The following is a 22,806-nucleotide window of genomic DNA, read 5'->3' on the forward strand; positions in this document are numbered from 1 at the left end:
TCATGTCCGAGATCGTCACCTTGTCCGCCAAATTTGAGATCCAGATCCCCGAGGCCCTCCGCGCTGCGCGGGGCTGGAAGGTCGGTCAGGTCTTCGCACTCATGCCAAAGGGAACTGACATTCTGCTGATACCGGTGCCGGAACAGAGTTCACTTGCCGGGATCGCAAAGGGTGCTGAAGCGACCGATTGCCGGGATCGGTCGGATCGGTTCTGACCGCCAAATTCCCAACAAGGCTTTGCCTGTGCGTCATTGACATATGCGTCTGGCAACCTGGGGGAAGATGACATGAGCGAAGCTTTCAAGAGTATCGAACAGGGCCTGAAGGAGGCGCTGGCGCATGTGCGTGGTGAGCGGATGGCCACGGTCCACGAAATCGAACTGTCGGAACCGGACGTCCAGGCGATCCGGGCTGATACCGGTCAGTCGCAATCCGCGTCTGACGGCAGCATTGGCAGGAAGAAGAGCAGGCGCCTGAACCGGGGGTAATGCCGCAAGTCCTGACAGGCCGGCGTGCAACAGTCGTATCTGATCAGGCGCGCTCGGCCGCCATCTGTTCGTTGAGCTTGCGCACCATCACCGCCTCGATCTCGGACAGACATTCGGCGGCAATCAGCGGACTGACACCGAGTGCGCGCGCCATGGCTAAGGCAGCGTTCATGTCCCAGCCGATGACGACCGTGGCGCCCATGCCGCCAACCACACGCAATTGTCCAGTCAGGCGCTGGACGAGATCCCAGACCTGCCAACCTTCCGGTGTTTCCGGATGGTTCAGCCGCGCGGGGCAGTCGGGGCACGCGCCTTCGCAGGCCGCGCAGTAGGCGTCGCCCCCGCCGAAGTGCCATTCGGCAAGGGCGATGAGGCGTTTTTTTCCGCATCCAGCATCAGATGCGGCGCGAGGCAGCGGGTCTGGAAGGCCTCGAACACTGGCCAGATGTCGAGCAGCGCGTCGATCCCTTCCGGTGTGACCGACATCGGCATGCCGCTCTGATCGCCGACGCCCTCCCAATCGGTCACTATGCGGCGCGCAACCGCCTTCGCCATGACCACCGCCATCTGCTCCTGGCTGGCGTCCTTGGGCAAAGATTCGACTGTCGGATCGTTGCGGGCCGCGACCATGGTGGCGGTGGTCACCGGCAGAACAAGGAGGCGCAGGCCAGATCCAAGGTCGAGCCATTTCGGCTCAGTGGAAAGGTCGAGACGGATCATGGTCAGTAGTCCTCCACGTCATTGATGAGCACGGCGGTGCACATGCGTCCGAGCGTGGCGTCGCGCGCCGCCTGCCAATCGAACGAGGCCTGCACGCCCTGCGGCCCGGAAATCTCGAGGCGCGGTCGCGGCAGATAGACCGCGTGCGCCGTGAAGGTCAGGCTTTCACCAGAGATGAGTGTGTATGAAAATTCCAGCTCGCACGGCGTGCCGTTGATCGCCTGTGTGACGAGGGTCGAGTCGGCAAAGCGAACCTCCGTGCGGCCAGTGAGTGCGGCAATCGATGGATCGGCGCCATCGATCATGCCGTCGGCACGGATGGTCTCGATGCGGTCGAGATTGTTGGCATAGGTGATCTCGGTCGAGATGACATTGCCGAGCGCGGTGCCGTCGCGCTTGATGGCGCCGTTGAAGTGTCCGAAGCGAATGAGGTCAAGCTCCGCGGGCGTGCCGGCCTGTGACGTGGTGTTGATCGTCTCGCCCTGTGCCACCAGCCGCGCCGTTGCGGTCAGCAAGCCAGAGCGCTGCATTTGCCAGGTCAGTTGATCGAGCACCACGCCGGAATAGAGTGCGTATCGCGGCACCTCAGGCATTCCGGTCTCGATTGCCATCGACGGCAGGGTCCAGGATCCGGATTGGAAAGTGTGGGTGAAGGGCCCCGGCGCCGTTCCGGTGGTTGTCGGCGCACCAAACGCCGCCTTCAGCCAGAAGCCGAAGGCTTGCGCATCGATCGGCACCACGACGTCGCCATCGGCGGTCACCGCATCCTTGACCGGCACCAGCGGATCGCGGCCATAGCCCAAGAGCTCGGAATTGAGCAGCGGCTGTTCCGCTCCGAGCGTCGTGCTGGCGAATGGCATGCGGCTGAAACCGCTCGCCGGCGGGGTGCCATAAATCGTCTCGAACGCGAGCGCCATTCGCGCCCGCGCCCCTTGGGCTCGTGCCATGGTGTTTCTCCTCGGATTGTCGGGATCAACCGAGCGGGTCGGCCGTCGAATAGTGCAGCACCACCGGGATCATGGCGGCTTTCAGGGCGGCCGCGCCCTCGACGGGCAGATCGACCGGCTGCGGCGCTTCCGCCTCGATCCAGTCGCACAGTCCCCCAAGCGTGCGATCGTCGGCAATCGCCGCACCAATGCTGGCGCACAGCGCATCAAACGCCGCATCGCGGCCCGCGCCCTGCACGACGGCCTCGATCTCGGCCCGGTGCTGGTAGTGATAGCGCAAGGGCGACAGTGTCATCTCGGGCTCACCCGGGTCGCCATCCCGCAGGATCAGCAATCCCGCCGCAGGCACGCGTTCGGACAGCACGTCGCCGCGCAGGACAGTGGCGGGCAACCCCGAAAGCCGCGCGTGCAGCGCGGCGAGGATGGTTTCGCGAGTGGTGGGCATCTGAGTTTCATCAATGCCATTCTTGTAAAATTAGTGCTTTGAGGCTATATAGATTCCAAGACATGAGAACCAAATGCCCTGGACAGTTTCCTTCGCCGATGAGTTCGAGCCGGAATTCGATGAACTCGATGCGGAAGTTCAGGACGCGATCCTCGCGCGGGTGCTGCTGCTCGAACGCGAGGGACCCTCGCTCGGACGACCGCATGCCGACACCCTGACCGGATCGAAGCACGCGAACATGAAGGAGTTACGCTGCAACGCTGCCGACGGCGTTTGGCGAATCGCCTTCGCATTTGACCCCGACCGACAGGCAATCCTGCTTGTTGGCGGGGACAAATCGGGTGGCAGCGAGAAGCGCTTCTACAAGCAACTGATCGCACGGGCCGATGAGCGGTTCGACAGCCATCTGGCCAAACGGAAAGGATGACGACCATGGCTCGCAGCCTTAAGGACAAGCTCGCCACGCTCGACCCGGCCCGTCGCGCGCGGATCGAGGCAGAAGCAGATCGCTTGCACACCGAATATCTGACGCTGCAGGAACTGCGTAGAGCCAAGGAGCTGACGCAGGTTCAGCTGGCCGAGACGCTTGGCATTCAACAGGCCACGGTAGCCAAATACGAACGCCAAAGCGACCTCCTGCTTTCGACACTCCGTAGCTATGTCGGCGCGATGGGTGGCTCGCTGAAGCTGACGGTCGAATTTCCCGGCAAGGCGCCGGTCGCACTCGAAGGCTTGGGTGAGACCGAAGAGCCACGCCGCCGACGTCGCACGACACAGGCTAAACATCCCGTTGCCGCCCATCGTTGAGCATCACGTCTCGCCCCAGTTCGCCACGATCATCCTGGGCAGTGCGTTCTCAACCGCACGCGCATCCCGCGCCAGATCGAGGCGCTTCGGCAGTTTCACCTGCGGTACCAACAAGAAGATCACGGCGGTGGCGCGACCTTGCAGCCGACTCGAGACGCGACCATCCTTGTGCCGGGTGATGTTTTCGCGGACGCGTCCCGTCTTGCTGACGCGGATATTATCGGCGACCAGCAGGCTCGGACCGGTGCGCCGATAGACAAAGCGCAGGCGCAGGCCGGTGCGACGCTCCCACGCGCCGGGCGTGATCCTGCCACCTCGTGAGGATTTTCCAGCGGTCGGCATCGGGATCGCCAGCCAAAAGCCGTTCTTGGAGCGGATCAGGGGGCCGCTGTCGTGCGCACCAACAATCACCGGTGCTTTCGACCAGACCAGCGCTGCCGCGTTGAGACTCGGCCGACCTTTTGGATACTGCTCGGACCGAATGGTGCGGGCGAGCCGGCTCCCTAGCCCCGCACCGGTGATCTGCCCTCGCCAGGCGGACTTGAGACCGGTGCCGGCTTCCCGCATGGCGATGGTGACCGCCTTTTGGCCGGCGCGGGTTTCCGCCTCCATGATCCGGGCGATGTCGCCGACAATACTGATGCCGAGTTTCATGCCGGGCGAAGGTCCACGGTCCAGACGAGCCGCTCGCGATCACGCACCGGCTCGCCCTGAATGATGAAGGTGTCGCCATCGATCTCGATCCGGTCGCCAGCACGCGGGTTCGGGACCTCGGCGAGGCGAAGATCGACGCGGGTGGTTTCCGACCAGAGCCGCGCCTCGCCGAAGCCAGTGATCTCGTCCGCACGTCGGGCAATGATGCGCACGGGCACGGTCGATCCGCCATCGGGCGTATAGACCGCATCTCTGCCGATATTCGGATCGGCAAACAGCAGATCGACGACAGCGGCAAAGGCGTTCATCAGAACGCGCCGTTGAGGCGTACCTGGCCGAGTGTATCGCTTGCACCGCCGGCGACCGCTACAACCGCGACGCCAATCAGCGTATTCGAGGTTGCAGTCTTGGTCACCTCCTTGTTGGTATTGTCCCAATAGATCTTGTCGCCGGCGGTCCACGCCTGGCTTGCGACCTTCTTGAGATCGAACACACCGACGAGTGTGGCCTCCACGGTTTCGCCGCTGGCAGCGTCGGCGGATGCGATACCAAAGATGGAGCCGACGAGCAGGCCATCGCCGGAGGTGACGACATAGGGGGCGGTCAGCGTGATGGTATTGCCGGGCTGGATGTAATTTTTCATGAGGGAAGGCCCTTTCGGAAAGAGAAAGGGCGGCCCGTCAGGGCCGCCCGCATGTTCGGGTTCATAGATGAAGTGCCGGCCGCTAGGCGCCGGGGTTCTTGTAGAGGCCGCGCCAGTCGATGGCCTTGGCGCCGAAGTCGAGGCGGCACTTGATCTCGACGCCGTCGACATCAAAGCCGTTGCGGGTTTCGATATAGGCACCCTGCTGACCTTCCAGATACGCGTACTCGATGGTGTCGATCTGGTTCGGGCTTGCCGCCAGATACCAGGTCTTATCATCTGCCGCGTCGAGGCGCGGCTCGCTGATCGGGCTGAGCGTGCGGATCGACTGCGGCACGACGTTGCTGATTGCCGCCGGCACCAGATTCTGCGCCACCAGCTGCTCGGCCTTGAGCTCGAGCGCGGCGGGCACGATCAGGAAGGCCGGGCGAATGTTGAGCACCGTCTTCTTGTCGAGCCCGGTCTGTTTGGCCATCGCCGCGCGCGCCGCGCCAACACTGGTGACATCGAGCGCCGCGCCAGAGCCAGCGAGGTTCTTGTGGCTGGCATGGAACAGCGCTGTGCCGTCAGCCATGGCGGGGTTCGCGGTAACGATGCCCCAGACCACGTCGCTTTCCAGCTGGGCGATCGAGTTGCCATACATCGCCGGAATGCGGGTGAAGGCGTCGAGATCATCGTTGATCAGCACCTGCCTTGTGATCGCAACGACCCGGCCATAGGTCTTGACGCGGTAGCTTTCCTTCGACTCCCCAAGCGTGCCGCGCTTGAACTCACCGCTCTCGCCGACTTCCAGCAGCTGCGGCGCCTCGCCGAGCTGGACACGGTGCATGGCCTTGAAATCGGTCGCCAGTACCTGACGGCAGAACAGCGTGAAGGTGCGCGGATAAGTGTCATAGGCCTGGCGCAGCGTCTTGTTGGTGACGGCCGAGAGGATCTCGGGAAAGTCCGAGGTCGAATGCAGCGCCCGCGTCGCCACCTCATCACGCGACAGGCCGCGCGTATTGACGCCAACATCGGCGAGGCTTTCACGGGCGAGCTCCAGCAGCGTCATGCCGCGATATTGCCGGGCGGCGTCCTCCAACTGAAACAGCGTCGGGCTGTAGCGATGCAGCAGCGCGTTGGCCACCGCGTCGCGGCGGGTGGTGCGCTCGTCCTGTCCGCCGAGCGGGATGGAGATCTGGCTGAAGGTTCGGGTCTCTTCCGACTTGGCGGCGACCTGATCGAGAATCAGGCGGCGGGATTCGTCGATGCTGACACCACGCTTGACCAGATCCTCGGCAAAATTGCGCTCGAGGTTGAGACGCCCCGCCAGATCGTAGATGGTCGATACGCGCTCGCGCTCCGCTTCGCGGGCTCGGGTGGCGATGGCTTCCGTATCGGAAGCGGCGGCCATTTCCGGGCTCGATGCTTTCGGCTGCGCACGCATCTCAGATGCAGCCGGCGTCGCTGGCGCAGGCGAAGCCTGCTGTCCGGCAGCGGAAGGCGGGACCGGTTGGGTACGAGTTTCAATGATTGCGGGGTCATCTCCCGCTACGACAGTCGTGCTCTCGGGCATGATGGCCTCCTTGTTCGAGCGGGTTTCAACGATTTCGATCGGATAGCTGGTCTGGTCTGCGGCACGCACCTGGGCGCGCGGGTCGGCGGGAACGGTGACGAAGCTGACCTCGAGCGGCGTCCAGCGCTCGACGATGCGCTTCTCGACGTCGCCCTTCTTCTCGGCCTCAATGACCTTCGCCCGGTCGATCGAATAGCCGACCGACACATTGCGGATGATGCCGTCGCTGATCAGGCCGAACATCCGGTCGGCGGCCTGGTCGATGCCTTCGCGCGGAAAGCGGATGGTGGCCTTGCCTTCCTTGCCGTCGATCCAGGCGCGCTCGACCACGCCGACCTGCGAGAACGACGACCAGATGGAATGGCTGTCGAGCGCCGGCGCTCCGGCATTGAGGCGCGACAGATCAACCGCTGCATTGCTGACTTCGAGGATTTCGTCGAAAGGAACGGAGCTGTCCCAGCCGGTCCAGCGCCGGCGGCGTACGGCTGCGCCGGTGGTGAAGACGACATCGACCGAGCGCGCCTCGGTATCGACCGTTGACGGCGCAATGGGTTCTCGCCGCGTCTGCATCGGCAAAGATGCAGGCACGGTCACGATCTTGTCGGGCATGGCCCTTCTCCTATTGATCGGATTCGGCGCGCGCCGGCTCAGGCGCCGCCGGATCATCCCGCTGCGCGATGCCGGTCTTGGTGACGCGACGCGGATCGCTGTCGAGAATGAGCCCCAGCGCATCGAGCTTGGCGTTGGTGGCGGCGATCTCGGTCAGCACCTGATCGGGATTACGGCCCTGCTGGGCGATCACTTCGGCCAGCGTCATGGTGCCGGAGCGGATCGACAGCAGGTTCGCCATCGCGTCCTTGTAGGGATCGACCGCCTCGAACTTCGGCGGCGACCATTCAACCGGAACATCGGACGTCGGGATTTGGCCCGCGGCCCATGCCGCCTCGATGAACCAGCGCCACACCGGCACACACAGCATCGGGATGAACAGCTGCCACTGCACGGCATCGATCATGCGGCGAAATTCGACCAGGCCGGCCCGGATCGAGGAATAGTTCACCTGGCTGAGGTCGCCGGTCAGTAACTCATAGGGCACACGGAAGCCGGCCGAGATGGTGTGCAGGCTGGCGCGCTTGTATTCGCCATAGCCGCCGGTGGCAGCGGGCTGATTGAAGCGAATGTCCTTGCCGCCGCGGGCATAGGCAATCAGCCCCGGCTCGAACTGTTCGACCCGATTGCCGTCGGCATCGACGACGGCAGGTGCAATGCCCTGCTGTGCTTCATCATCGCCGAAGACGATGGCCGTGACGCAGGCTTCGGTCTTCTTGCGCACGATCTCGGCCACCTCGTAGTCGTCGAGATCACGCAAGCTGCGGATGACCGGCGCGCCCCAAGGCACGCCGCGCACCTGTGTGCGCTGTTTCTCGTAGATGTGAGCGATCTCGCTGGCAGATACCGGGCGACTCTGCGCGCCGTTCTGCAATGTACCATACGCATCACCCGGATGCTCGGTATGCAGCCAATAGGCCCGACGCTTGCCGAGAGCATCAAGCTCGATGCCCTGCACCAGGCGGCCCGCGCCAATGACGCCGGATTTGATGGCGTCGAGGAAGTCGGCCTCCAGCACCTGCAACTGCAGCGGCACCGGCAGACCATCGGCGGCGCGGCGTAACCTGCGGCGCACCAGCACTTCACCGGCCTCGATCATCTCGCGGCAGATCAGGGTTTGCAGTCCATAGAAATCGAGCTGACCGTCGGCATCGCAATCCGCCGTCCAGCGTTCGAAGAGAGTATCGACCTTGCGGTCGAGCGCCTCGTCGCCGCTGGCGGCGCGCGGCATGATGCCGGCGCCGACGATGTTGTTGACCAGCACCGCCACCGCTTTCGCGGCATGTGGATTGTTGCGCACCAGATCGCGCATCCGGTCGCGCAGCAGCGCGCCAGCCACGCCGATCTCGGTGTCGGCCGACGAACCCGGTGCACGCCAGCCATCGGTACGCCGACCCTTGGTCGCGCCATCGTAACCGCGCGTCAGCGTCTCGAAGGCCTGACGGGCGAGCACGCGGCGGGCTGCGGCACGCGGCGCCACTGTGGCAATGGCGCGGTCGAACCAGTTGGCCGGCATCACGGCATGGCCCCAAAAAGTGGGAACCGGTTTTTGGATAAGGTCATGCCCATCATTATTTGTCCCCGCGCACGAAGCCAGCGAGTCCGGCGACCGGCAGCGGCCTGTCCGTGCCGACGACGGCACGCTCGATGGTGCGGATGCGCGCGAGCAGATCCTCGGCTGTGCCGTAGTCGACGGATTTCCCGTCATAGCTCACCCGCGTGGTGCCGCTGGCATAGGCGCGCCGCAGCGCCGACAGCTCGCTCGCGGTCCAATCAGTCACGGTCAAAACCATCCTTCGCGCCGGCTGAGCCAATCGGAGCGTCGTTTCGTCTGCGGTGTCAGCGCGGGCCTGTTGATCTGCCCCGCAGGATCGCTGTCGGTGGCGGCCGCCCCAAGCTGATCCTCGAGGTCGCGCCACCTCGACTCATCCCAGCGATCCGCACCGACGATCCAGGCCGCAGCGCGGGCGTAAGTCCGGCAATCCAGTGCCTCGTTGCGCTCGCGCAGTTTCTGCCATTCGAGCCGAGCGAAGCCGCGTTTTGTGCGCACGGTTACCAGCTGCTCGGCGACGAACTGCTTCAACCATTCATTGTCGACCCAGTGCGGCAGATGCACCGTGCCCGGTTGGAATGTGGCACCTTGCGCGCGCTCTTCCTCCGTCGGCCGCGCGAGCCGCAGGAAGCGATAGGTCTCGGCCTTGAAGGTCGACACCGCCACTGTCCACAGCCGCGCGCCGCGGCGCAACCGTTTGCCGCCTTCGGTCGCATCGACAAAGGTCGGACCCGAGACCGGGCTCGAGCGGTTGAAGCCCTCGACACCCTTCACCGGTGCGACCTGCGCAAAACCTTGCCGGCGCGACCAGGCATAGACCGCGGGCGCCTCGAAGCCGGTGTCGATGGCAAGCCGCGCAATCCGCAAATGCGCGCCGCGTTCATGGGGCCATGAGCGATCGAGCAGCGCGGCCAGATCCGACCACGCGTCATGGCGATCCGGTCCGCCCTCGATGACGATGTGGTCGACGAGCCAGCTCTCCAGCCCGCGGCCCCAGGCCCAGACATCGACCTCGATGCGGTCCTTCTGAACGTCGGCGCCCGCCGACAGGAACAACCCGCCCATAGGCACCGTGCCCGATTTCCAGCGCTCGCGACGGTCGTAGAGCCGTTGCCAGTCGGGTGCCTCGCCGGTCTCAACCCAGGTCTCGCCGAGAATGGTGTTACGGAACGCCTTGATCGCCTCGTCGGCTCCTCGAGCAGCTTCCCAGCTTCTCGCGATCTGCATCCAGCTCATCCAGCCTACCGGCGAATAGAGCGCCGAGAGGTGATAGCCGACCGTCCGTGGATCGCTTGAGGTGGCGGTTGCCCGCCATTCGCCCGCCTCGAGCATCAAAGTCTTGTGGTGTTCGGCGATCGCAGCGTCGCAGCCCTCGCAATGATATTTTGCCGTCTCTGGCTTACCCTTGTCCCAACGCAGGCGTTCGAACTTCAGCCACTGCATCTGACTGCAATGCGGACACGGCACGAAGAACCTGCGCTGATCGCTGGCCTCATATTCCCGCTCGATGCGCGAGAGACTGCGGATCGTCGGCGTCGAAACCAGCAACACCTTGCGCCGATGCGCGAAGGTCAGCGACCTTGCTTCGGCGAGCGTTACCGGGTCGCCTTCCTCGTCGGCCGAGGCCGGATAGGCATCGACCTCGTCAAGAAAGATGTAGCGTGCCGGCGTCGAGCGCAGGCCGACGGCGGAATTGGCGCCCGTCATGATCAGGATGCCGCCGGCGAATTCCTTCGACAGCATGGTGTTGCCGGAGTCGCGCGAGCGTGGCGGCTTGACCCGATCCCGCAGCTCGGGGCTCTCGTCGATCAGCGGATCGATGCGCTGGCGCGAATTGCGCTTGGCGAGCTCCACCGTCGGCTGGACTGCCAGCATCGGCCCCGGCGCCTGATGGACCACGAAACCGATCCAGTTGTTTCCCGCTTCGGTGGCGCCGACCTGTGCGGCTTTCATGAACACGACACGTTGCGTCGGATCACTTGGCGACAACCGATCCATGATCTCGCGCATGTAAGGCGTGCGCATGGTGCGATAGCGTCCCGGTTCGGCTGAAGCGCGCGACGACAATCGGCGATGCCGGTCCGCCCATTGCGAAACGGTCAGGTCGGGGTCGGGTGTGAGACCAGCGCTCCAGGTGCGCTGGATGTCCGTCGCACCATCAAATGCGGTCAGGTCATCATCACCACCGCGATCCTCACCGGAAATCGGGCCGGACCTCGGCGAGTTCGTCGAGGTGGGCGCGTACATGACTCGTAAGGACCCTCTGCATCGCGGCCGGCTCCATGCCGAGCTCAGCCGCCATCAGTGCTGCCACCCGTGCCGGCCAGTTCACCCATGCGTCACGCTCCTCGCGTGCCAGCCGGAACACCAGCAAGGTGGCCCGGCTGCGGTCGATCAATTCTCCCTTGAGCTTGAGGAGCTTCAGCCGCCGCTCCTGCGCCTTCAACACCTCGTTGGCGGTCTTGGCCTGCAGAAAGGTTGTGCCGCCGCCAACCATCGGCGCGGCAAGACCCTGTTCGCGCAGCGTGTCGCCGACGGCCGTTACGGCCGCTTCTGACACCGGCTTCAGTTTTGGCGGCCTCCTGGTCTTCGACGGGTCGGTCGTCTCCGCGCGACGAGTGTCGCTGGCTTGTGCGTCGATGCTGCCGTCGGGATGAAGCACCATCCGCCCGGCCGTCTTCGCTTTCTGGATGGCACCGCGCGACAGCCCGGCATGCGCGGCGTACTGGCGCTCACTCACGCCCTCCATCGCACGCCCCCTATCCAGCTCGGCAATGGCTCGGAAATAGCAATGAAATGATCGTCTTATTCAGTTGATGATCCTGTCGTTCAGAGCATCACTGTGAGCACGAACAGAAAGGACCACGCCATGACGAACGCCAGAACAGCCATCGACGCCTTCATTGCCGCCAAGCTCGAAATCGACGACATGCTCGAGCGCCTCAAGTCGCTGAGCGACGAGCACTTCAATACCGACCCCGACGCAATCAACTGGGCCGATGTCGGCACGCTGGACCACTACCGCGGGAGGCTGCGCGAGATCTGCGACAGCGCTTTCCACGAAGGCGAGTACGCCCAATAGCACCAACAATTCCGGGTCCGCCCGCCGACTGGCGGGCTTGGCCTCGTAGAAGAGTTTGCATCCCGCACGCCCGAATACGGAGGCCACGATGGCTCAACTTTCCGACACCCAACTCATCATTCTCAGCGCCGCCGCCCAGCGCGACGACCGCATCGCCCTGCCGCTGCCGGCCAATTTGAAAGGTGGTGCAGCCACCAAGGTGGTCAGCACCATGATTGCCAAGGGCCTTATTGAAGAGGTCGAGGCGCGGCGTATCGCTTTGCAGCCGCATCTGAGCGACCCAATCTGGCGCGAGACCGGCGACGGTCTCGGCATGACGCTGGTCGCCACAGATGCTGGACTTGCCGCCATCGGCATCGTGCTCGACGAGACACGTGAACCGGACGCGCCCGGTTCCGCCACAGGCGCCGACACGGACGCTACGGCCGACGAGGCGGGCCATGGCACCACCGTGACCGAAGTCGCGCCCACCGCGCCCGCTGGCGCAACGTCGCGTGCACAGCGCACGCTGCGCGAAGGGACCAAGCAGGCGACACTGATCGCGATGCTGCGCGCAGAAGATGGCGCAACCATTGCCGAGATCGTCGCCGCCACCGAATGGCAACCGCACACCGTGCGAGGTGCCATGGCGGGCGCGCTCAAGAAGAAGCTCGGGCTGGTCGTCACTAGCGAGAAGATTGAAGGTCGCGGGCGCGTCTACCGGCTGCCCGCAGCCTGATGCCGCAGCTCTCATCCTGTCACAGCCGTCGCCCCGATGGGGCGGCGGTTGCCTCGTTGGCGCTCCGCATCCGGATGACCTCGAACACCCGCCGCAACGTAAAGCTGCGCGCGATCGATACCGCGGTGAAGATCACGCCGATCACCATGTTCTCGGTTAACGTGACGGTAAGCTCGAACAGCGGTAACACCAGCACCTGCGTCACCACGGCAATGCCGTAACCGACAACGACGTTGGTGAGCGATTCCACCAGCGACATGGTGCGCGATTGTTTCATGCCGCCTTGCGTTTCCTGCGCTTGACGCTGGTCGCCTCACAGGTCTCATGACTGGCGACATCACTGTCAGTGTCGCCGCCCAGCCGCTCCGTTCTCACCGTAGCAAATGTTCTCCCGTCGCCATCAAGAATTGCATCCTTGCCGGTTGCGGTCTGCCAGCGTTCGATCGCAACATCGACATAGGCCGGGCTGATCTCCATGGCGTAGACGCGACGGCCATTGGCTTCGCCGGCCATGATCTGTGAGCCGGAGCCCGAAAATGGCTCGTAGCACAGCCCGCCGCGCGTAACATGCTGGCGCATCGGAATGCCGAAGGCGTCGAGCGGCTTCGGCGTCGGATGATCCGGCCGCTCATCCTTGGCAAAACTCGGCAGCAGCCAGGTCGAGGGCAGCGTTGCTTCCGCCACCTTGGGCGGGCGCTTGCCCTTGATCCAGCCCATGAAGCACGGCTCGTGTTTCCAGAGGTAGTGAGATCGCGTCAGGACGCCGCGATCCTTCACCCAGATGATCTGCTGATGCACGAACGCGCCGGCCTTTTCCCAACAATCCTCCAGCATCGCCTGGCGGCGCGACGCGTGCCAGCAATACCATGCGGCATCTTCCGCGATCGCCTCGGCAACGGCAGCGGCGATGAAATTGTCGTAAAGCTCGGCGCCCTGCGATGAGTCATCCCAGGTGGTGCCGTAGGACGGCGACCAATCCTTGTTCTGCGTCGGATGATTGGTGCCATCGTAATCGACAAGGTAAGGCGGATCGGTCGCGAACAGGATCGCGCGCTCGCCGTTCATCAGGCGGCGCACATCAGTATGGTTTGTGCTGTCGCCGCATAACAGCCGATGGTCGCCGAGGATCCACAGATCATGGGTGCGCGAGGCCGGATTGCGCGGAGGCTCGGGGATAGTGATCGGCGGCACGCTGGCGTCGTCACCATCATCACCCTCGGGCACATAGGCCAGCAGCTTGTCCAGCTCACCATCGGAGAACCCGACCAGCGACAGATCGAAATCTTCCGCCAACAGTTCGTTCAATTCGGCTGCGAGCAGCGCCTCGTCCCATGTTCCGAGTTCGGTCAATTTATTGTCGGCCAGACGATAGGCGCGGCGCTGCGCCTCGGTCAGATGCCCGAGCACGATCACCGGCGCCTCAAGCAGCCCGAGCTGCGCCGCCGCCAACACCCGGCCATGGCCCGCGATCAATTCGCCGTCGTCGGCCACCAGGCACGGCACGGTCCAGCCGAATTCGGCCATGCTGGCTGCGATCTTCGCCACCTGATCGGCGCCATGCACCTTTGCGTTCTTCGCGTAAGGCTGCAGGCGCGCAAGCGGCCACTGCTCGATCCGCTCGGGAGCGAAGGCGAGGGTCATGAACAATCCTGTCGATTATATTGGGGGACTTCCGCGCGGTGGATCCCGACTGGCGGTTTCCACCGGCTTCCGACTGGATTTCGGAGTCCAGGAAATCCACCCCGAATTCACCAAGGAAGGGTTTGTTATTGCGCGGTAATTTCGAGCTATCGGGGTGACTTCCGGACGGGGTGGCTTCCCAAAAATCCGGCCCTGTCGCTGGCGATGCGCCGCGCCTCGCCCGCCAGCATACGATTTTCGCCAGGAAGGACCCTGAATTCGTCTGGAGGCGAGAGCGAGTTGCGATACGCGCGCCGCTCCCGAGGATAGTCCGAAACCTAGCCCGATCCGCCGTTTTTGTCCGTTCGAAAAGTGTCCGCCGGACACTATTCTCTCTTCTTCGAGAGACCACGATTACATGCTGGCAGCCGGATAGACGACCTTTCCCTGCGTTGTTTTCTGCGCTCCGGGCGTTGGCGTAGCGTGATCGACGTGGCCGGGCGCCATCAGATGATCGACGGCGTGACCGTTCAGTAGCAGGTAGTCGGTGATGATACGGCGATGGCATCGCCACCAGACCGCTTCCGAACACATCAGCGCCACGCGCTGATTGCGACCGAGGCGGAGCAGTTCATTGAATGCGCCAGCGAACTCATCACCCAGCGCGTAATCGGCGTAGTTGTGAAAACTCCGCACCCGCCACATGGCGTTGGTGGTTTCGTCGATACCAGGCTGCTTCGATCGCCGCCCACCCAATGCCGCGCAGTGGCGATAGCCGATTTGTATATCCGCGAGATCGTCCGGCAAGCTGTCGATGTTGAACACGGGATTGGTGCGCGATCGTGGAAACGAGCGAACGTCGATCAGCAGCTTGACTTGCGCCTCGCGCAGCATGTCGAGAAACTCATCGAGGCTGCGGCTGGAATGTCCGATGGTGGTAAATTGCGCCACCATCATTTGGTCTTCGTCAATGCGCCTTCCTTGTGCGCGGCGATGTGATCGGTCTTGTCGCTTTTGATTTCATATTGCGGATCATCTTTCGACGCGCGATGCGTATGCCCCTTGTAGTCGAAATCAGCGTGATGAACCTTGACGATCTTGCCGCTGACCCGGCCAGCTTCGGAATTCCAGCTGACGTGATCACCAACAGAAAATTTGCTCATATCGTCCTCCATTGTTTTGAAAATGTTTCAGTGACAGCATTGTTCCTCGAACGCCCATCTGGCCCGCTGTGCGTTGCGTCGCGCGCGCCTACGTCTCGCACGCTGTCGATGACACGTCGCCGCGACCGGCCTTGCGGGACTGGTTTCTGGTTCAAGCGGCAGGCGATGACGCAGAGCGCATAAAGCCAGCGTTCGTTGGCGGCGGAGCGCTGCAACCCGACCGTCCAGCAGATGGCTTTCCAGCGCTCGCCGTGCGCACGCAACCAGACGATCTTGCCATCGATCGGATCGAGACCAATCGTCCAGCCGAGTGTCTCCTCCATCCGGCTGATGGCGGCAGGCGACGGCAGCACGCGCATCGGTTTTGGTTCCTGTCCGACCAGGTCGGCGAACTCGAGCAGATATTCCGGCCAGGTATTAAAGTAGTCTTGCCGGCGCCGCTCTGGAAGGCGTTTCAACACCGATGCGGCTTCGGAGAGTCGCGCTTCGACGAGGCTTGGTGTCCACTGGGTCATTTCCGCACCTCGTTCTGCAAGGGACGCGCACCGTAAAGCCGGTCGCCGAGCTGCCGGACCAGTTCGCGTTCCGGCCAGGTGAGCCGGTGATCGTCGAGCGACACGGCAAGCAGTCCCTGATCGCGCCAACCGTCGCGCTTGATCTGATCGGGATCGCGGCGGTGACCGCCATAGCCGGGTGGCATGAAGCGCATGGTTCTCACGGCTGCACCTCCGGCATCAGCGCGGTCCCTGCAGCGGCAACCAGATCGACGACAGCGCCGATAACCGAGGCCGGCGCGGCATTGCCGAAGCGTCCCATGCTGGCGGCCAGATCGTTCGGCACCACGCCATGCTGGATCAAGCAGGACACCACGACGCAGGCATCCGCCAGCAGTGCATCCATGCTCGACCCGCTGCGAGCGCCATGAATGAACACCTCGCCAGGCCGGCCGTCGGGATAGAACCCGATCGTGACCATGAAGCGCGCACCGCCATGCTCGAGCGCAATCGTCTCGGCGGCGCGGCGATCGGGAAGACGAAAGCGCGTCATCGCACACCTCCGCTGGTCTCGATCGCCCACAGCAGGAGCGCGATGGCGTCGGCCTCGTTGTCATCGGCGGGTGCAAAGCCGCGGTCACGAATAGCGGTGATCATCGCGGCCTTGTCGGCATTGCCTTTGGTCGTCGCGTGCCGCTTGATGGTGCCGACCGGGACACCCTGATAGGCGATACCGTGGTGCTCGCACCACGCCGTCAGCGTGGCCATCAACCCGCCATAGACATGCGCGGCATCGGTACCGGCATGGCGACGGACCTCCTCGAACCAGATGGCGGCAATCGGGCCGGACAGCCGGTCGGTCTCGGCAAGCCAGTTGGCAAAGCGCAGATAGCGCATACCGCCACCATCGAAGCGACTGTGACGCAGCGACACCGTTCCGCTGGTGATCAGACCATCGGCATTGCGCAGTGCCCAACCCGTCGTGGTGCCGAGGTCGAGCGCGACGATGCAGCGATGATGCGGTGTCGTGACAGACGACGCTGGGATTGCGTCACGGCTCGTGATGCGCAGAGTCGGGTCAGCCATGAGTGGTCTCCTTCGTGGTTGGCTGCTCGGGTGGGAGACGACGGCGGTCATGTGCTTGGCGGTACGGGACCGCCGTCGTCGGATTGGGAGATGGGAGACCCGTCAGGGCGGCCCGCGCGCGAGGCCCTTACGCATGGGATGAGTGGCCCACCCTGCGGGGTGGCCATCCCATACGTAGTATGGGGGTTTGACACCTAACTGTTCCGGGGAGAGCAAGTGACTGAATTCATTTCGGAATAAGACTTCATGAAGTCTTCGGGCATGAGTTAGGGGCCTAACTCTTATTTGCTCGTAACCCGCTGATTTTGTTGAGTGCACAGTTGGCGCTGTCATATGAGTCAGGCCTCACTCATATGAGTTAGGTCGTCTTCGAGCCCCTCCGGGTAGACCCAGACAACGGGGTTTTCGACCTGCAGACAGAGCCCGGATTGGGGGCATTTGAAGTGGCTGGGCAGGACCGGACGGGCGGTTGTGGTGACCTCGCCGGTAGCCGGATCGACATGCTCGACGGGTGCGCCGAACTGCATGCCCTCGACGCAGAGATAGCCGAAGCGCGACCGGGTGACGGGGAAGCCGAAGCCAGAGGGGTCGCGCAGGAATTTCACGAAGCCCTTGGTCGCCAGCACGCTGAGCCGCTCGCGGATGGTGTGCTTGCTGCCCAGACCGCTCTGGTTCTCGAAAGTCTCTGCGAATTGCATCGCGGTGTAGAGGCGCTCGCTGATCGCCTCGTCCAGCAGCATGCCGAGGATGACATCGTGCTTACGCAGTCGCTCGGCATCGAACTTCGCTCCGACCTCCTTGCGCACCAGGCGCTCGTTCATCGGGTTCAGTTCGACCCATTCGCCTTTCACCTTGTCGATCAGCTTGCCCGCCAGCGCGGGACCGTTGCGCAGTTCGATCTCCAGCCTGCGAACAGTGCTGTCCTCGTCGGGCCGGTGCATGAGCAGCCCCGACGTGTAGAAGCCGCGTAGCGCGCTGGCGCCGGAGAGCGCGAGGAAGGGATCGTCCTTGACCTGGTGCTTGCTGGCCTTGCGGGTGTGGTGGGCGAGGATGACCCCCGCGTCCGGATTGACCGCCTCGCGGAGAAGCTCCACCCGGTCCTTGAGGAAGAACATCATGGCGGTGTTGTCGTTCTCGCCGCCGCCTTCGGGGCCGCCATCGAAGAGGTTGCGGATCGGGTCGATGACGATGATGTCGGGCGGCGCATCTGGGAACGCGGCGCGGATAGCCTCGGCCACGCGGGCGACGCCCTCCGCGTCGAGCAACAGCTTCAGCTTCGGCGTGGCCACGAAGGTATCGCGCGCGGCAGCGATCACGACGGTGGGCAGCGCGATCTGCTGCATCCGTTCGCGCAGGTAGTGATACTGGATCTCGGCTTGCAGATAGAACACGCGCAGCGGCCGGGGCGGCGTGAAGCCGAGGAATGGCACGCCCGCCGCCATGTGGACGAGCCATGAGATCAGGAAGTCGCTCTTGCCGACCTTGGCCGCGCCGCCCAGCACCAGAAGGCCGCCCAGCGTCAGCACGCGCGGTGCGATGATGTCCGCGGGCATCGGGCTCATGTCGTCGAGCAGCGCGCCGAGACTGAAGGTCGGGAGCGGGCTGGCCGGAGCGTCGGTGCCTGCCGCGCGCAGCAGCGGCGGGCCGTTGCGGGTCACATGCAGCGCCCAGAGCCGTTCGGCCTCGGCCAGCAGCCGATCGAGCGGCCAGGACGGGCGCAGCATGGCGGCGTTGTAGCCGCAGATCGCTTCCCAGCCCGCGAAGGGATCGAGCCGGCCCTCATGCACCAGGCGGATGTAATGACCGATGGCGGCGCTGGCCCCCTGGAAACGCGACCAGTCATCGACCGCGCCCTCGCGCACCGGCGTGGTGAGAACGGCGTCGATGGTGGGTTTGGCCGTTGGGGCCGAGAGGTCGCTGGCGAAGCCGACGCCCGGCAGCGGCGGCATATCGGCGACCCGCTCGGCGAAATCCGCAAGGTCCACCTCGACGGCGCGATGTTCACGGATCTGCACGAGCCGCTGATGGCCATGCTTGTGATAGACTGTGCCGGGCACCCGGATCGGCTGGTGCGCCGAACGGAAATGCGTGTCGCCGCCGACCTTCACGGCGATCTCGCCGCGCAGGCGGCAGAGGGTGGCGAGATCCTCTCCCTCGGCGGGTTCGGTCAGCTTCCACCAGACATGAAGCTTGGTCGCGCCCTCGGGCGTGCGGCCGCCACTTTCGATGATCAGCGTGGGCGTGCCGATGTGGAGGGTGAGGTGGTCGAGCTTGGCCGGAATGTCGCCCGCGTCGAGATCGACGACGATGGCCTGCATCTGCAGCACATCGGCGGCGCGGGCCTGCCCCTGTTCTGCGACCGTGCCGGGGATGACATAGACCGCGGCACCCTCGCGGTTGGCCCATGCCGCGAAGGTCGCGAGCTTCTCGGGCGCAGTATCGTCGGCCGGGATCCAGATGTTGTGCGGCTTACCGTCCCGGCCCTGACCCTTGTCATAGAGCCCGCGCAGCGGAATCAGTCCCTCGCACCAGCTGAAGACCGTGTCGAGGAAGGTGGCGATCTGCTTGGGGTCGGGATCGCAACCGAAGGGGTTCTCGGACGGCGGCCCGTCGTTGAAGTCCATCCACGGGTTGAAGTGCAGGATGCTGTCGTCACTCATGCCGGCAGCCCCCAGCAGCGCTCGGCCCACGGGCAGAAACGGCATTCGAAGAAGTCCGGCGCGGTGGCGATGCGCGGCAAGAGCTCGCCCGCGTCGGTCGCCTGCAGGATACGCACGCCACGGTCGGACATGCGCTGCGCGAGATCGGCGTCGAAGGGCACCTGCTCATGGTGAAGCTCGGCGGTGTCCTTGTTGATCGCGGTGAAGAGCGCGGGCGCCGCGCTGATGCCGGGCACGCTTCCTTCCATGTAGGCCTGATAGAGCGCGATCTGGGCGGCGTAGACCGGCTTCGATTTGGTCACGCCATCCTTGACGCAGGCGCGCCAGTTCTTGGCATTCATCGTCTTGCATTCCCAGAGTGCGGGAACGGCGAGCCCGAAGCCCTCAGGCCCTGACGCGATGATGCCGTCGACATGACCGCGGATGCGCCCGCCCGCGACTTCGAACCCGAACTGGCCGCCATCTGAACGGTTGCCTTTGCGGGTGTAGAGGTCAAAGCCCGCGCCGCGCAGCCACGCCACGGCCAGATCCTCGAGCGCGTGGCCGATGGCGAAGATACGCAGGGTCTGGCCGCTGAAATCCTGGCCCTCGTCCTTCGGCGTGGCCGTGAACTCGAACTGCAGGGCGCGCTCGCAAGGCTGTCCAAGGCGCGAACCGCCCAGATAGTCGCGCGGCGGCCGCGTTGCCTGATCGGCGGTCAGGGCCTGATCGACGGCGGCATTGACGCGGTCGGCGAAGCTCGGGCGGCGGTTGAAATCCAGCATCAGAACGGCACCTCCGGCGTCTGCGCCCGGGCGATGTCGGACATCGCCTCGCGGAAGCCCTCGACAGCTTCCTCGATCAGGGCGCGCATTTGCGCCTCGGTCAGATCGGCGAGCGGGGTGGCCCAGCCGATCTCGTCCATCAGCAGCGCCACGCGCTTCATGGTGGCGGTGACGGCGACGCGTTCCTCCTCGGTCAGGTCAACCATGGCGGAACGCCTCCGCGCCAAGCGCGTCCAGAAGGACTGGCAGGGCATCGAGCAGAACCAGACCGAGGGCCGGGGTCGCTTCGACCGGAACGGATCGGACCAGCCAAAACCACGGGTGGGTTGCCGGCAGACAGCACAGAGCGCTCCACGCGGATGCCAGAGCCGCCGCCGGTCCTCGGCCGTGATGGGGATGGAGGAGGTCATGGATCATGCTGCCCTCCGTTCGGGAGCGGCAGCCGCGTCGATCAGCTGCAGGATGGCCCGTTTGTTGAAGCCGAAGGTCATCAGTGCCGAGGCGCGGTAGCGCGTCAGGCCGAAGTCATGTCGACACTCGGGCGGCAGATACTGCAGCTGCTTTTCGGTTGGCGGCTGGCGCAGCCAGGAGCGGGTCTTGAAGGCGCTCTCGTCGGTCTCGTGGGTGTTCAGCCAGTCGTCGGCCTGCGCGAGGCAGACCGTCCGTTCGCCCACGCCCAGCAGATGCGGGCGGTCGCCCTTGGCCCCGCCGATGGCGTACCAGACCCCGTCGAGCCAGAAGATGCCGCCCCAGGCGGTGAAGCCGGTGGCCATCATCGCATCGTCGGTGCCGAAGAGGTCGACCCATGCGAAGCTGGACCGCTTCAACAGGTCGATCTCGGTCATCATGAAACCCGACAGCGGGACAGTGCCGCCGCCGTCGCCAGCACCTTCGTCCTCACGCGGGAATGCCTCGCCGCAGAGCGGGCATTCGGTGGCGGCGAGCGGAATGTCGGCGCCGCAGTTGGGGCAAGCCTTGGTCGGCGCATCGCCAGTCTCGGCCTTGCCATTAAGATCGACATCCTGCTCCAGCGTGCCGTGGATCAGGCTCGAGGTGCCGAAGTCGAGGACGACGCAGTCGGTCTTGACGACGCCGGGATGTTCCTCGGGATCGACGGTGCGCAATCCGCGCCCAACCATCTGGATCATGGTCGATTTGTAGGAGCTCGGCCGCAACAGCACGACGCAGGAGGTGGGCGGGTGGTCCCATCCTTCGGTCAGCACCGCGACGTTGACGATCACGCGGATGTCGCCCGCCGCGTAGCTGGCGAGGATCGCCTTGCGCGCCTCGGCCGCCAGATCGCCATGGATCAGCGCGGCGGAAACGCCTGCCGCCCTGAACGCCTCGGTGACGTGTTCAGCATGCGCGACGGTGGAGCAGAACACCACGGTCTGGCGGTCGCCTGCTTTCTCCTTCCAGTGACGGATCACTTCGTCGGTGACCGGAGCGCAGTCCATGATCTCCGCCACTTCCGCCATGTCGAAATCCGACATGGTCTTGCGCACCGCACGCAACTCGTCCTGCACGCCGACATCGATGACGAAAGTGCGCGGCGGCACCAGATGGCCCGAGGCGATCAGCTCACCCAGCCGCACCTGGTCGGCGACATTGTCGAAAACCTCGCGCAGCCCCTTGCGGTCGCCGCGGTTCGGCGTCGCCGTGACACCGAAAATTCGGGCATCCGGATTGGCCTCGCGCACCCGGTCGATGATCCGGCGATAACTGTCGGCGACGGCATGGTGCGCCTCGTCGACGACCAGCAGATCGAGGCGCGGCATGTCGGCAAGGTTCGAGGCCCGCGCCAGCGTCGGCACCATGGCGAAGACGACCTGGCCGCCCCAGGACTTCTCGGTGGCATCGATCACCGATGTGGCGACACCCGGCACCACGCGCTGGAACTTGGCGCGGTTCTGCGCCGTCAACTCGTCGCGATGAGCCAGCACGCAGGCCTTGGCCCCCGTATTCTTTGAAATGGCACCGATCAACTCGCCGGTGACCGCCGAGAGCATGATGGTCTTGCCCGCGCCGGTGGGCGCCACGCCGAGCGTGTTGCCGCGGGAAGCGAGCGCAGCCACGCTGCGCTCGACGAAGGTCTTCTGCCGGGGGCGCAGGCGCATGGCCGGTCTCCCCTTACTGCGCCCAGCTCGGCCGACCGGCGTTGCCGGGGGCGGACACGGGCTGGCTGGGCTGGGTGGCCGTGGCGGGCTGCTGCGGGGCGTGGCCCTGCGCCGGGGTGGCGGTGAACTGCGGCGCGACCGTGCCCATCAGCGCGGCATAGTCGCGGTGATCCGGGGTGACCGCGGCGCGGATCTCGTTCTTGTCCTCGCCGTTGGTGTCGGTGCCGATGTCGATGCGGGCCACGAACTCGATACCGTCGAGATCGCCGAAGCCGTTGATACGCCTGCGGCCCTGCGCCTCGGGCGAGTTGTCCTTGTCGGACACGCCGCGCGCCGAGTTGAGGATGCCGCGGATCAGGCCGCGCCCCATATTGGCCCAGTCCGGGCCCTTGGGGCTGTAGAGGCCGATCAGCGACCAGATCTTGCGGCGGGCGTAGGGCCCTTCGAGCACCGTGTATTCGGCGTCGAGATAGACGGCGCCGGTGGCGGCGCGGCGCGCCCAGCCGCCGGTCCAGCCTTGCGAGGGGTCGTCGAAGCCGCCGGGGCGGAGCGTCAGGCGCACCTTGGCGAGCGTGCCCTTCGGAATGACGTTGGTGTTGGATTGGGCGGAGTTGAAGTCGTTCCAGATGCCGGACATGGGCCGCGGCTCCTTATCTGTTAGAGGGTGGGACGCGCAGCGGCG

31 protein-coding genes are annotated in these 22,806 nt (G+C 64.7%); 6 read left to right on the forward strand and 25 right to left on the reverse strand.

Annotated elements, in window-relative coordinates:
* Positions 1–2: 2 nt before the first annotated feature.
* Together H512_RS0114875 and H512_RS24240 are read left to right on the forward strand one after the other, a co-directional pair.
* Positions 3–215, forward strand: coding sequence for a hypothetical protein (locus H512_RS0114875; protein WP_026784127.1), 213 nt, complete (start codon positions 3–5; stop codon positions 213–215).
* Between the two features lie 72 nt (positions 216–287).
* Positions 288–488, forward strand: a complete 201-nt coding sequence (locus H512_RS24240) for a hypothetical protein (protein ID WP_053239919.1) — start codon at positions 288–290, stop codon at positions 486–488.
* Between the two features lie 43 nt (positions 489–531).
* Here the strand turns inward: H512_RS24240 and H512_RS26400 are convergent, their stop codons facing one another.
* From H512_RS26400 to H512_RS0114900, 4 genes are all read right to left on the reverse strand, one after another.
* Positions 532–690, reverse strand: a complete 159-nt coding sequence (locus H512_RS26400; protein ID WP_169507165.1) for a DUF7697 family protein — start codon at positions 688–690, stop codon at positions 532–534.
* 80 nt (positions 691–770) lie between these two features.
* Entirely contained in the window at positions 771–1,208 is a 438-nt protein-coding gene (locus H512_RS0114890; protein ID WP_026784128.1) for a hypothetical protein, read from the reverse strand.
* Between the two features lie 2 nt (positions 1,209–1,210).
* Positions 1,211–2,155, reverse strand: coding sequence for a phage tail tube protein (locus H512_RS0114895; protein WP_026784129.1), 945 nt, complete (start codon positions 2,153–2,155; stop codon positions 1,211–1,213).
* Positions 2,156–2,180: 25 nt separating this feature from the next.
* The gene (locus H512_RS0114900; RefSeq protein ID WP_026784130.1) at positions 2,181–2,600 is read right to left on the reverse strand and encodes a hypothetical protein; all 420 of its coding nucleotides are present in this window, start codon (positions 2,598–2,600) and stop codon (positions 2,181–2,183) included.
* Between the two features lie 73 nt (positions 2,601–2,673).
* Here H512_RS0114900 and H512_RS0114905 point away from each other — a divergent pair, with 73 nt between their 5' ends.
* Together H512_RS0114905 and H512_RS24245 are read left to right on the forward strand one after the other, a co-directional pair.
* A complete protein-coding gene (locus H512_RS0114905; RefSeq protein ID WP_026784131.1) occupies positions 2,674–3,027 on the forward strand; it encodes a type II toxin-antitoxin system RelE/ParE family toxin in 354 nt (117 codons plus the stop codon).
* Between the two features lie 5 nt (positions 3,028–3,032).
* Positions 3,033–3,407, forward strand: coding sequence for a helix-turn-helix domain-containing protein (locus H512_RS24245; RefSeq protein WP_053239931.1), 375 nt, complete (start codon positions 3,033–3,035; stop codon positions 3,405–3,407).
* Positions 3,408–3,410: 3 nt separating this feature from the next.
* Here H512_RS24245 and H512_RS0114915 read toward each other — a convergent pair whose 3' ends face one another.
* The 8 genes from H512_RS0114915 to H512_RS0114950 all read right to left on the reverse strand — a co-directional run bounded on the left by H512_RS0114915 (position 3,411) and on the right by H512_RS0114950 (position 11,169).
* On the reverse strand, positions 3,411–4,061 hold the full coding sequence (locus tag H512_RS0114915) for a DUF6441 family protein (RefSeq protein ID WP_026784132.1): 651 nt from the start codon (positions 4,059–4,061) through the stop codon (positions 3,411–3,413).
* A complete protein-coding gene (locus H512_RS0114920; RefSeq protein WP_026784133.1) occupies positions 4,058–4,369 on the reverse strand; it encodes a head-tail joining protein in 312 nt (103 codons plus the stop codon). Before H512_RS0114920 ends, H512_RS0114915 begins: the two co-directional genes overlap by 4 nt.
* The gene (locus tag H512_RS0114925) at positions 4,369–4,704 is read right to left on the reverse strand and encodes a DUF2190 family protein (protein WP_026784134.1); all 336 of its coding nucleotides are present in this window, start codon (positions 4,702–4,704) and stop codon (positions 4,369–4,371) included. The genes H512_RS0114920 and H512_RS0114925 overlap by 1 nt, the downstream gene beginning before the upstream one ends.
* Positions 4,705–4,786: 82 nt before the next feature.
* On the reverse strand, positions 4,787–6,868 hold the full coding sequence (locus H512_RS0114930) for a prohead protease/major capsid protein fusion protein (protein WP_210162703.1): 2,082 nt from the start codon (positions 6,866–6,868) through the stop codon (positions 4,787–4,789).
* Positions 6,869–6,878: 10 nt separating this feature from the next.
* Positions 6,879–8,384: a phage portal protein gene (locus H512_RS0114935; RefSeq protein ID WP_026784136.1), complete on the reverse strand. Its 1,506-nt coding sequence runs from the start codon at positions 8,382–8,384 to the stop codon at positions 6,879–6,881.
* Positions 8,385–8,439: 55 nt separating this feature from the next.
* Positions 8,440–8,649 (reverse strand): phage head-tail joining protein, encoded by a 210-nt coding sequence (locus H512_RS0114940; RefSeq protein ID WP_245585423.1) that lies wholly within the window; start codon positions 8,647–8,649, stop codon positions 8,440–8,442.
* A gap of 2 nt (positions 8,650–8,651) precedes the next feature.
* Positions 8,652–10,667 carry a phage terminase large subunit family protein gene (locus tag H512_RS0114945; protein WP_026784138.1) on the reverse strand — a complete coding sequence of 672 codons (2,016 nt, stop codon included), beginning with the start codon at positions 10,665–10,667 and terminating at the stop codon, positions 8,652–8,654.
* Positions 10,615–11,169 (reverse strand): hypothetical protein, encoded by a 555-nt coding sequence (locus tag H512_RS0114950; RefSeq protein ID WP_026784139.1) that lies wholly within the window; start codon positions 11,167–11,169, stop codon positions 10,615–10,617. The genes H512_RS0114945 and H512_RS0114950 overlap by 53 nt, the downstream gene beginning before the upstream one ends.
* 120 nt (positions 11,170–11,289) lie before the next feature.
* Between H512_RS0114950 and H512_RS0114955 the strand changes: the two genes are divergently transcribed.
* Together H512_RS0114955 and H512_RS0114960 are read left to right on the forward strand one after the other, a co-directional pair.
* Entirely contained in the window at positions 11,290–11,502 is a 213-nt protein-coding gene (locus tag H512_RS0114955; RefSeq protein WP_026784140.1) for a hypothetical protein, read from the forward strand.
* Between the two features lie 88 nt (positions 11,503–11,590).
* Positions 11,591–12,220: a DUF3489 domain-containing protein gene (locus H512_RS0114960; protein WP_026784141.1), complete on the forward strand. Its 630-nt coding sequence runs from the start codon at positions 11,591–11,593 to the stop codon at positions 12,218–12,220.
* A 19-nt stretch (positions 12,221–12,239) separates the two neighbouring features.
* On the opposite strand, the gene H512_RS0114965 is transcribed toward H512_RS0114960, so the two are convergent.
* From H512_RS0114965 to H512_RS0115020, 13 genes are all read right to left on the reverse strand, one after another.
* Complete coding sequence (locus tag H512_RS0114965) at positions 12,240–12,497, reverse strand: DUF7220 family protein (protein WP_026784142.1); 258 nt, start codon at positions 12,495–12,497, stop codon at positions 12,240–12,242.
* Positions 12,494–13,861: a site-specific DNA-methyltransferase gene (locus H512_RS0114970; protein ID WP_026784143.1), complete on the reverse strand. Its 1,368-nt coding sequence runs from the start codon at positions 13,859–13,861 to the stop codon at positions 12,494–12,496. The genes H512_RS0114965 and H512_RS0114970 overlap by 4 nt, the downstream gene beginning before the upstream one ends.
* 393 nt (positions 13,862–14,254) lie before the next feature.
* Positions 14,255–14,797, reverse strand: a complete 543-nt coding sequence (locus tag H512_RS0114975) for a DUF488 domain-containing protein (protein WP_342663967.1) — start codon at positions 14,795–14,797, stop codon at positions 14,255–14,257.
* Positions 14,794–15,003, reverse strand: coding sequence for a hypervirulence associated TUDOR domain-containing protein (locus H512_RS0114980; protein ID WP_026784145.1), 210 nt, complete (start codon positions 15,001–15,003; stop codon positions 14,794–14,796). The genes H512_RS0114975 and H512_RS0114980 overlap by 4 nt, the downstream gene beginning before the upstream one ends.
* A complete protein-coding gene (locus H512_RS26405; protein ID WP_210162704.1) occupies positions 15,000–15,518 on the reverse strand; it encodes a DUF6362 family protein in 519 nt (172 codons plus the stop codon). The genes H512_RS0114980 and H512_RS26405 overlap by 4 nt, the downstream gene beginning before the upstream one ends.
* On the reverse strand, positions 15,515–15,721 hold the full coding sequence (locus H512_RS0114985) for a hypothetical protein (RefSeq protein WP_425414181.1): 207 nt from the start codon (positions 15,719–15,721) through the stop codon (positions 15,515–15,517). Before H512_RS0114985 ends, H512_RS26405 begins: the two co-directional genes overlap by 4 nt.
* Positions 15,718–16,050 carry a TSCPD domain-containing protein gene (locus H512_RS24250; protein ID WP_053239920.1) on the reverse strand — a complete coding sequence of 111 codons (333 nt, stop codon included), beginning with the start codon at positions 16,048–16,050 and terminating at the stop codon, positions 15,718–15,720. Before H512_RS24250 ends, H512_RS0114985 begins: the two co-directional genes overlap by 4 nt.
* The gene (locus H512_RS0114995; protein WP_026784147.1) at positions 16,047–16,583 is read right to left on the reverse strand and encodes a crossover junction endodeoxyribonuclease RuvC; all 537 of its coding nucleotides are present in this window, start codon (positions 16,581–16,583) and stop codon (positions 16,047–16,049) included. The genes H512_RS24250 and H512_RS0114995 overlap by 4 nt, the downstream gene beginning before the upstream one ends.
* Positions 16,584–16,921: 338 nt before the next feature.
* Positions 16,922–19,243 (reverse strand): AAA family ATPase, encoded by a 2,322-nt coding sequence (locus tag H512_RS0115000; protein WP_210162705.1) that lies wholly within the window; start codon positions 19,241–19,243, stop codon positions 16,922–16,924.
* Positions 19,240–20,007: a hypothetical protein gene (locus H512_RS0115005; RefSeq protein WP_026784149.1), complete on the reverse strand. Its 768-nt coding sequence runs from the start codon at positions 20,005–20,007 to the stop codon at positions 19,240–19,242. The genes H512_RS0115000 and H512_RS0115005 overlap by 4 nt, the downstream gene beginning before the upstream one ends.
* A complete protein-coding gene (locus H512_RS0115010; RefSeq protein WP_026784150.1) occupies positions 20,007–20,213 on the reverse strand; it encodes a DUF6511 domain-containing protein in 207 nt (68 codons plus the stop codon). Before H512_RS0115010 ends, H512_RS0115005 begins: the two co-directional genes overlap by 1 nt.
* Before the next feature lie 207 nt (positions 20,214–20,420).
* A complete protein-coding gene (locus H512_RS0115015; protein WP_026784151.1) occupies positions 20,421–22,124 on the reverse strand; it encodes a DEAD/DEAH box helicase in 1,704 nt (567 codons plus the stop codon).
* A 13-nt stretch (positions 22,125–22,137) separates the two neighbouring features.
* Positions 22,138–22,761: a hypothetical protein gene (locus H512_RS0115020; RefSeq protein WP_026784152.1), complete on the reverse strand. Its 624-nt coding sequence runs from the start codon at positions 22,759–22,761 to the stop codon at positions 22,138–22,140.
* Between the last annotated feature and the right edge of the window lie 45 nt (positions 22,762–22,806).

Source organism: Pleomorphomonas koreensis DSM 23070 (assembly GCF_000425185.1).
Taxonomy (GTDB): domain Bacteria; phylum Pseudomonadota; class Alphaproteobacteria; order Rhizobiales; family Pleomorphomonadaceae; genus Pleomorphomonas; species Pleomorphomonas koreensis.

Coding starts and splice junctions, on each gene's coding strand:
- H512_RS0114875 (WP_026784127.1), top strand. CDS start 3: ATGTCCGAGATCGTCACCTTGTCCGCCAAATTTGAGATCCAGATCCCC.
- H512_RS24240 (WP_053239919.1), top strand. CDS start 288: ATGAGCGAAGCTTTCAAGAGTATCGAACAGGGCCTGAAGGAGGCGCTG.
- H512_RS26400 (WP_169507165.1), bottom strand. CDS start 690: ATGGGCGCCACGGTCGTCATCGGCTGGGACATGAACGCTGCCTTAGCC.
- H512_RS0114890 (WP_026784128.1), bottom strand. CDS start 1,208: ATGATCCGTCTCGACCTTTCCACTGAGCCGAAATGGCTCGACCTTGGA.
- H512_RS0114895 (WP_026784129.1), bottom strand. CDS start 2,155: ATGGCACGAGCCCAAGGGGCGCGGGCGCGAATGGCGCTCGCGTTCGAG.
- H512_RS0114900 (WP_026784130.1), bottom strand. CDS start 2,600: ATGCCCACCACTCGCGAAACCATCCTCGCCGCGCTGCACGCGCGGCTT.
- H512_RS0114905 (WP_026784131.1), top strand. CDS start 2,674: ATGCCCTGGACAGTTTCCTTCGCCGATGAGTTCGAGCCGGAATTCGAT.
- H512_RS24245 (WP_053239931.1), top strand. CDS start 3,033: ATGGCTCGCAGCCTTAAGGACAAGCTCGCCACGCTCGACCCGGCCCGT.
- H512_RS0114915 (WP_026784132.1), bottom strand. CDS start 4,061: ATGAAACTCGGCATCAGTATTGTCGGCGACATCGCCCGGATCATGGAG.
- H512_RS0114920 (WP_026784133.1), bottom strand. CDS start 4,369: ATGAACGCCTTTGCCGCTGTCGTCGATCTGCTGTTTGCCGATCCGAAT.
- H512_RS0114925 (WP_026784134.1), bottom strand. CDS start 4,704: ATGAAAAATTACATCCAGCCCGGCAATACCATCACGCTGACCGCCCCC.
- H512_RS0114930 (WP_210162703.1), bottom strand. CDS start 6,868: ATGCCCGACAAGATCGTGACCGTGCCTGCATCTTTGCCGATGCAGACG.
- H512_RS0114935 (WP_026784136.1), bottom strand. CDS start 8,384: ATGCCGGCCAACTGGTTCGACCGCGCCATTGCCACAGTGGCGCCGCGT.
- H512_RS0114945 (WP_026784138.1), bottom strand. CDS start 10,667: ATGTACGCGCCCACCTCGACGAACTCGCCGAGGTCCGGCCCGATTTCC.
- H512_RS0114950 (WP_026784139.1), bottom strand. CDS start 11,169: ATGGAGGGCGTGAGTGAGCGCCAGTACGCCGCGCATGCCGGGCTGTCG.
- H512_RS0114955 (WP_026784140.1), top strand. CDS start 11,290: ATGACGAACGCCAGAACAGCCATCGACGCCTTCATTGCCGCCAAGCTC.
- H512_RS0114960 (WP_026784141.1), top strand. CDS start 11,591: ATGGCTCAACTTTCCGACACCCAACTCATCATTCTCAGCGCCGCCGCC.
- H512_RS0114965 (WP_026784142.1), bottom strand. CDS start 12,497: ATGAAACAATCGCGCACCATGTCGCTGGTGGAATCGCTCACCAACGTC.
- H512_RS0114970 (WP_026784143.1), bottom strand. CDS start 13,861: ATGACCCTCGCCTTCGCTCCCGAGCGGATCGAGCAGTGGCCGCTTGCG.
- H512_RS0114975 (WP_342663967.1), bottom strand. CDS start 14,797: ATGATGGTGGCGCAATTTACCACCATCGGACATTCCAGCCGCAGCCTC.
- H512_RS0114980 (WP_026784145.1), bottom strand. CDS start 15,003: ATGAGCAAATTTTCTGTTGGTGATCACGTCAGCTGGAATTCCGAAGCT.
- H512_RS26405 (WP_210162704.1), bottom strand. CDS start 15,518: ATGACCCAGTGGACACCAAGCCTCGTCGAAGCGCGACTCTCCGAAGCC.
- H512_RS24250 (WP_053239920.1), bottom strand. CDS start 16,050: ATGACGCGCTTTCGTCTTCCCGATCGCCGCGCCGCCGAGACGATTGCG.
- H512_RS0114995 (WP_026784147.1), bottom strand. CDS start 16,583: ATGGCTGACCCGACTCTGCGCATCACGAGCCGTGACGCAATCCCAGCG.
- H512_RS0115000 (WP_210162705.1), bottom strand. CDS start 19,243: ATGAGTGACGACAGCATCCTGCACTTCAACCCGTGGATGGACTTCAAC.
- H512_RS0115005 (WP_026784149.1), bottom strand. CDS start 20,007: ATGCTGGATTTCAACCGCCGCCCGAGCTTCGCCGACCGCGTCAATGCC.
- H512_RS0115010 (WP_026784150.1), bottom strand. CDS start 20,213: ATGGTTGACCTGACCGAGGAGGAACGCGTCGCCGTCACCGCCACCATG.
- H512_RS0115015 (WP_026784151.1), bottom strand. CDS start 22,124: ATGCGCCTGCGCCCCCGGCAGAAGACCTTCGTCGAGCGCAGCGTGGCT.
- H512_RS0115020 (WP_026784152.1), bottom strand. CDS start 22,761: ATGTCCGGCATCTGGAACGACTTCAACTCCGCCCAATCCAACACCAAC.